Raw genomic sequence first — 6531 nt, forward strand, 5'->3', positions numbered from 1 at the left:
CCGACGGGTGCCGCCGATCATACCCGGAGGGGCAGATGGCCAGCGAGACGACCTGTCCGGCACCACTGTTCCCGGCACCGCCGTTCGACCAGGAGCTCAACCCGCTGCTGGTGTCCGGCCAGCTGCCGTCCACCGTGGACGCCGCGCGCATGGTCGCCCTGCGCACGCCGACACCGCTCGTGGGCGTCGACGAGGCGCTGGCCGCGCGGGACCTCGTCCGTGCGGACCGGCTCGTTCCCGGGCTGGACGGAGACCCGGACGTCACCGTCGCCGTCATCAGGAAGCGCGCGGGCGCGCCGGGCGGGCCGGGCGTCTACTTCGCCCACGGCGGCGGGATGGTCATGGGTGACCGGTTCAGCGGCATGGACCGCTACCTGGACTGGATCACTCTCTTCGACGCCGTCGTGGTCTCCGTGGACTACCGGCTCGCGCCGGAGCATCCCGACCCGGCGCCGCTGCGCGACACCTACGCCGGTCTGGTCTGGACGGCGGAGCACGCCGCGGAGCTCGGGTTCGCCCCGGGCCGGCTGATCGCCGCGGGCCTGAGCGCCGGCGGCGGGCTCGTCGCGGGGGCGACGCTGATGGCCCGGGACCGCGGCGGGCCCGCGCTCGCCGGGCAGATCCTGCTCTGCCCGATGCTCGACGACCGCGACGCCACGGTCTCCACGCAACAGATCGACGGCATCGGCGTGTGGGACAGGTCCAGCAACATCGCCGGCTGGGGCGCCCGGCTCGGTGACCGGCGCGGCACGGACGACGTCTCGGAGTACTCGGCCCCCGCCCGGGCCACCGACCTCTCCCGGCTGCCGCCGACCTACCTCGACTGCGGATCGGCGGAGGTGTTCCGGGACGAGGTGGTCGCCTATGCCTCGGGAATCTGGGCGGCCGGCGGGTCCGCGGAACTGCACGTGTGGGCCGGCGGCTTCCACGGTTTCGACGCAGTGGCGCCGGACGCCGCGATCTCCGTTGCCGCGCGGAAGACCCGGGACGATTTCATCCGGCGCCTTCCCGGGTCCCGCACACCGTGAGGATCGATGAATAATCGCTCACTCCGAGCCTGCCGACCCGCACCCACCCGCATCCAGGCGCACACGAAGGTCGACCCTCCGCACAGGGAAACATACGAACGCGTAACGGAGACTCCCGCCGCGGCACGCACGCACCCCTAGATCACATTCCACATCGTGGAATAGTAAGCGCTCACTTGTCCAAGTCGGTTCGGGCGGTTAGCCTTTCCTCGGCGCCAGGAAACCGGCCCGGGGAGAGCGGCGGCGGACCGTCCAGAGCGCCGTACGGCGAGGGCGGCGGCACGTTCGGTCATCGATCCGCGTGATCGCCGCTTCGTGCGTCCCCTCGTATCGGCGGAAGTGAGAGCACTCGACATGGATCGCGAGTCGGAGTCCCCACGTGCGGAATTACTCGCGGCTACCAATGAACAGATCGAAGACGCGGCTGGCCACGCCGATCCGATGGCACTGCGGGGATTGCTGTACCAACTGACCGGCGACGAGAGCGTCGCCGCCACGAAGGTCGGTCCGGTGCCGGGCTACGTGGGCGGGAACCTCTCGGTCGGCCTCACCGATCCGGCTGACATCGCCCTGCTCCGGGCGAAGGCCGCGGATTTCCTGAAGGCCTACCGTGACTCCGGCGCGCCGGGCATCGACCCCGGGCCGCGCGAGCGGCTGCCGCGCAGCCTCGCGCTCGCCGGCGGCCTGGACGAGCTCCCCGCGGAGGACGTCGACCTGTGGGTGGAGGAGCTCGGCCTCGATCCCTGGGTCCGGGGGCTGACCTGGAAGGAGTCCACCCCGCCGGAGCGGCTCGCGGACTTCTCCGTCATCGTCATCGGCACCGGCATGGGCGGCCTGAACACGGCGGTCCAGCTCCAGCACGCCGGCATCACGTTCACGGTGATCGAGAAGAACTCCGGCGTCGGCGGGACGTGGTACGAGAACCGCTACCCGGGCGCGCGGGTCGACTCGCCGAGCCGTGCCTACATGCACATGATCGGCGTCGAGTTCGACTGCCCGTCACCGTGGTGCTCGCAGGCCGAGAACCAGCGCTACTTCGACTGGGTGGCCGACACCTTCAACCTCCGCGAGCACATCGTGTTCGACACCGAGGTGACGACGGTGGTCTGGCAGGAGGACACCTCCACCTGGGAGGTCACGGCGAAGGGGCCGGAGGGCGAGCGGGTCTTCCGGGCGAACGCGGTCATCAGCGCCGTCGGGCTGCTCTCGCGGCCCAGCGTCCCGACCATCGCGGGCACGCAGGACTTCCAGGGCCCGGCGTTCCACACCGCGCGCTGGCCGGAGGGTCTGGAGCTGGGCGACAGGCGGGTCGGTGTGATCGGCACCGGCTGCTCGGGCGTCCAGATGACTCCGGAGCTGGCGAAGCTCGCCTCGCACGTCACGGTGTTCCAGCGGACACCGCAGTGGCTGTTCGAGCACGCCGGCTACCTGTCACCGTTCCCGGACCAGGTGACCTGGCTGGACCGCAACTTCCCGTACCACCCGCACTTCATGCGGTTCCGGACCAACTGGCTGCTCGGGCCGTACCAGTCGGGGCCGCTGCGCGAGATCGACCCGGAGTTCGACGACCCGTTCGCGCGCAGCGCCGTCAACAAGGAGATCCGCGACGAGCGGGTCGCCTTCATCCGGCAGAAGCTCGCCAGCCGGCCCGACCTCGCCGAGAAGATGATCCCGCCGCACCCGCCGTTCTCGGCGCGGCCGGTGCAGGTCGACGCGAACTACAACATGTACGACGCGATCATGCGGGACAACGTCGCCCTGGTCACCGAGGGAATCGACCGGATCACCCCGACCGGCATCCGCACGGTGGACGGAACCGAGCACGAGCTGGACGTCATCGTCTACGCGACCGGGTTCAAGGCGAACGAGTGCCTGTGGCCGATGGAGGTGCTGGGGCGCAACGGGCGCTCCGTGCACGAGCTGTGGGCGAAGGACGGCCCGCGTGCCTACCTCGGCGCGATGCTGCCGGGCTTCCCGAACCTGTTCCTCATCTACGGGCCGAACATGAACCCGTACGGCGGCCTGGGCGTCGTCAACCACCAGGAGATGGTCACCCGCTGGCTCCTCGAGTGCATCGAAAAGGTCATCGTCGAGGAGAAGGCCTCCATCGACGTCACCGAGAAAGCCTACTGGCGCTACAACGACCAGCTCGACGAGCGCGAGAAGTACAAGATCTACAAAGATGCGCGGGCGAACAGCTACTACCGTAACGAGCACGGCCGCTCGGTCACGAACTGCCCGTTCCCCGGGAACGAGATGTGGCACCGGCTGCGCCACCCGGACTTCGACGACCTGATCCTGCGTTGACCCCGCCGGCCCGCCTGCCCGTGGTCGGGGCCGGCGGGCGGTCAGGGCACGGGCGCCCTCGCGTTGGCGGGAGCCCCCGGTCAGGCCGGGTGCGGGGGCCATTCCAGGCCGGACAGCGAGGCCAGCGCGTGCACCAGTGCCTGGGCGCCGTCACGGCCGCGGTCCTGCGCCTGCAGGGCCACGTAGAGCTGGTTGGCGAGCGCCAGCCCCGGCAGGGCGAGCCTGGCCCGCCGGGCCTCGGCGAGCGCGATGCCAAGATCCTTGACCATGTGGTCGACGAAGAACCCGGGCGCGAAGTCGCCGCCCACCACCCGTGGCGCGAGGTTCGACAGCGACCAGCTGCCGGCGGCGCCGCTGGCCACCGACTCCAGGACTCCGGCGACGTCCAGCCCGACCCGGCTGGCGTACAGCAGTCCCTCCGACATCGCGACCATGGTGCTGGCGATGAGGATCTGGTTCACCATCTTCGTGTGCTGACCGGCACCGTACTCGCCCTGCCGGACGATCGTGGCGCCCATCGCCTCGAAACCGGGGCGGACCGCCTCGAACACGTCGGCCGGGCCGCCGACCATGATCGAGAGTGTGGCGTTGCGGGCGCCGACGTCGCCGCCCGACACCGGCGCGTCCAGCGCGTGCACCCCGATCTCCCCGGCGGCCCGGCCGATCTCGACCGCGAGCGCGGGCTCGCTCGTCGTCATGTCGACGAGAACCGCGCCGGGCTTCGCACCCGCGAGCGCGCCGGCGGGGCCGAGCAGCACCTCGCGGACGTCCGCGGGCAGGCCCACCATCGAGAACACGACATCGCTGCCGGCCGCCACCTCGGCGGGCGAGTCGGCCCAGGTCGCCCCCGCGGCGAGCAGGCCCTCGGCGCTCTCCCTGCTGCGGGTCGTGACCGTCACCCGGTAGCCGCGGCGCAGCAGGTGCCCGCACATGGACGCGCCCATCACCCCGGTCCCGATCCACCCGACCCGGGTCGACTCGGGTGACATCGGCTCGGGTGACACCGGCGAGGAACCTGCGACGGACAAGACGACCCGCTTCCTGTGCGATCACGCACGACTGTGTCCCACTGCCACCTCGTACGACCCCGTACGTCCCACGAGTTGTAAGTCCCGTACGACCCACGAGTTCGTACCACCCGGCCCCGCCGCCGGGGGCGGCCGGCTCAGTGCACCGCGGCGCGGCGCAGCGCGCGGTACAGCAGCTGGGGATCGCCCATCCGGCGGCGCAGCGCCCGCTCCAGGCCGGCGATCGGGTAGAGGTTCTGGGGGGCGCGGGCGTCCTTGAACTCGGTGGAGGCGAAGCGGCGCAGCGTCACCTGGCTCTGGTCGGCCAGCGCGATCGCCTCGGCGGCGGACATGTCCGCGCCGCACTCGACCCGCACCACACCGGCCCACGGCGCGCCCGGCCCGCCGGGCAGCCGCAGGTACCAGCTGTGCCTGTCCCAGCTGGTACCCATCAGGAAGACCGGGGTGCGCTGCCCCGGGCCGAGGGTTCCGACCATCGCGTGCTGGCGCGGCGGCAGGTAGGCCGACTGGTGGGTCTTGACGAAGCCCAGGGTCCGCGGCAGGTGCTGGCGCCCGCGCAGCGGGCCGTCGACGACCAGCAGGTCGGTGCCGCCGGCCGGGTCGTCGCCGGCCGGGTCGGCCGTGTGGTGGCCGCCGGTCGGGTGGTCGCCGAGCTGGGCGCGGGCGGCGGCGGCCGACTCCACCTCCAGCTCGCCGAGGGCCCGCTGCAACGCCAGGCTCAGTCCGACCGGGTCGGTCGCGCGGGTGCGGCGGACGGGGTAGTCGCCGGCGGTCGTCCGGACGTCCCCGGCGTGCGCGGCGGCGGTGAACGTCCCCCGGCGCACCGTCGCGACGGCCAGGTGGGCCCCCGCCGCGCAGCAGCAGACGACCCCGCTGGCGTAGGAGGCGCACAGGGCCGGCAGCGCGGACGTCGCCTGCTCGCCGGGGGGCACGCTGTCGTGGATCCAGGCGCGGGCCTCGACGCGGCGCACGCCGTCGACGAACAGCACCGCGCCCGGCGGGGCCGTGCCGGGGGCGGGGTCACGCGGCGCCCACGCCGACTCGGGCACCTCGACGTCCAGCACGACCGGGGCGCTGGACTCGACGAGCTCCTCCTCACCGAGGCTCGTCCCGTAGCCGGGGTCCCAGGCGTCGACGCTGAATCTCATCCCACCCGCGGGCACGACAGGGGCGGTGGGCGGGGCGGGCACGGCCGGCCCCGGGTATGGCGGTGCCTCGGTCAAGTGCGCTCCCTGACGACGGTCGACGTCCGCTGGTCCCGGTTCACCGCGAAGCGTACGGGGACCCGTTCGGCCAGCGCCTGGACATGGGTGACCAGGCCGACCATCCGCCCGCCGCCGCTCGCGAGACTCTCCAGGGTGCTCGCGACGACGTCCAGGGTCGCCTCGTCGAGGGTGCCGAAGCCCTCGTCGAGGAACAGCGAGTCGAGCGAGGCCGCCCCACCGGCCGCCATCGCCCGCAGCTGGGAGGACAACGCGAGAGCCAACGCCAGGCTGGCCTGGAACGTCTCACCGCCGGAGAGGGTCCGCACCGGCCGACGCGAGTCGGCGTCGGCATGGTCGACGACCACGAACTCGCCATCCTCGTGGGTCAGCTCGAACTGCCCGCCGGACAGCTCCGACAGCGTCACCGACGCCTCCTCGACGAGGATGTCGAGGGCGGCGGCCACCATCCAGCGCGGGAACCGGTCGGAGCGCAGCAGCTGGCCGAGCTGGCGGGCGACCTGGTCCGCCTCGCGCGCCGTCGCGACCTCGGCGGTGAGCCGGCCGGCCTCGGCACGGCGCTCGACGACCCGGGCGAGTTCCGCGCGGGCCCGTGCCAGCCCTTCCGCCACGGCGGCGGACGCACCGGCCGAGGCCGGCCCCCCGGCGGGGTCAGGCTCGGGGCCGTCGGGGCGAAGGTCGTGGGCGGCGAGCAGCTCGCCCAGCGCGGTGTCGGCGTCGTCACGGCGCCGGCGGGTGGCCTCGACCTCGGCGGTGGCCGCGGTGAGCAGGTGGTCGCGGGCCGTCGCCTGCGCGCGGGACCAGTCGGTCAGCTCCGTCCAACCAGCCAGGACGTCCTCGCCGTCGACCGCGGGCGCGCCGAGCGGGACGAGGCCGTCGCGGGCCGCGGCCAGCGCGGCACCGGCCCCGCCCAGCGGCGGCGAGGGCGCCGCCCCCCGAGCCGGG

General features: G+C 73.0%; 5 protein-coding genes. 2 read left to right on the top strand and 3 right to left on the bottom strand.

Going from position 1 to position 6531, the window contains the following annotated elements; translation table 11 throughout:
* Positions 1-35: 35 nt before the first annotated feature.
* Entirely contained in the window at positions 36-1028 is a 993-nt protein-coding gene (locus tag MXD62_RS19770) for an alpha/beta hydrolase (protein WP_248830999.1), read from the top strand.
* A 354-nt stretch (positions 1029-1382) separates the two neighbouring features.
* Positions 1383-3335, top strand: a complete 1953-nt coding sequence (locus tag MXD62_RS19775) for an NAD(P)/FAD-dependent oxidoreductase (protein ID WP_248831000.1) — start codon at positions 1383-1385, stop codon at positions 3333-3335.
* A gap of 80 nt (positions 3336-3415) precedes the next feature.
* On the opposite strand, the gene MXD62_RS19780 is transcribed toward MXD62_RS19775, so the two are convergent.
* From MXD62_RS19780 to MXD62_RS19790, 3 genes are all read right to left on the bottom strand, one after another.
* Positions 3416-4339, bottom strand: a complete 924-nt coding sequence (locus MXD62_RS19780; protein ID WP_248831001.1) for an NAD(P)-dependent oxidoreductase — start codon at positions 4337-4339, stop codon at positions 3416-3418.
* A 161-nt stretch (positions 4340-4500) separates the two neighbouring features.
* Positions 4501-5511, bottom strand: coding sequence for a hypothetical protein (locus MXD62_RS19785; protein ID WP_248831002.1), 1011 nt, complete (start codon positions 5509-5511; stop codon positions 4501-4503).
* A gap of 71 nt (positions 5512-5582) precedes the next feature.
* The coding region (locus MXD62_RS19790; protein ID WP_248831003.1) for an SMC family ATPase at positions 5583-6531 on the bottom strand (949 nt) is incomplete at its 5' end.

The sequence above is a fragment of the Frankia sp. Mgl5 genome, from assembly GCF_023242985.1.
Lineage (GTDB): Bacteria > Actinomycetota > Actinomycetes > Frankiales > Frankiaceae > Parafrankia > Parafrankia soli.

Bases quoted from the DNA above. Each gene is read 5' to 3' on its own strand.
- MXD62_RS19770 (WP_248830999.1), top strand. From the start codon at position 36: ATGGCCAGCGAGACGACCTGTCCGGCACCACTGTTCCCGGCACCGCCG.
- MXD62_RS19775 (WP_248831000.1), top strand. From the start codon at position 1,383: ATGGATCGCGAGTCGGAGTCCCCACGTGCGGAATTACTCGCGGCTACC.
- MXD62_RS19785 (WP_248831002.1), bottom strand. From the start codon at position 5,511: ATGAGATTCAGCGTCGACGCCTGGGACCCCGGCTACGGGACGAGCCTC.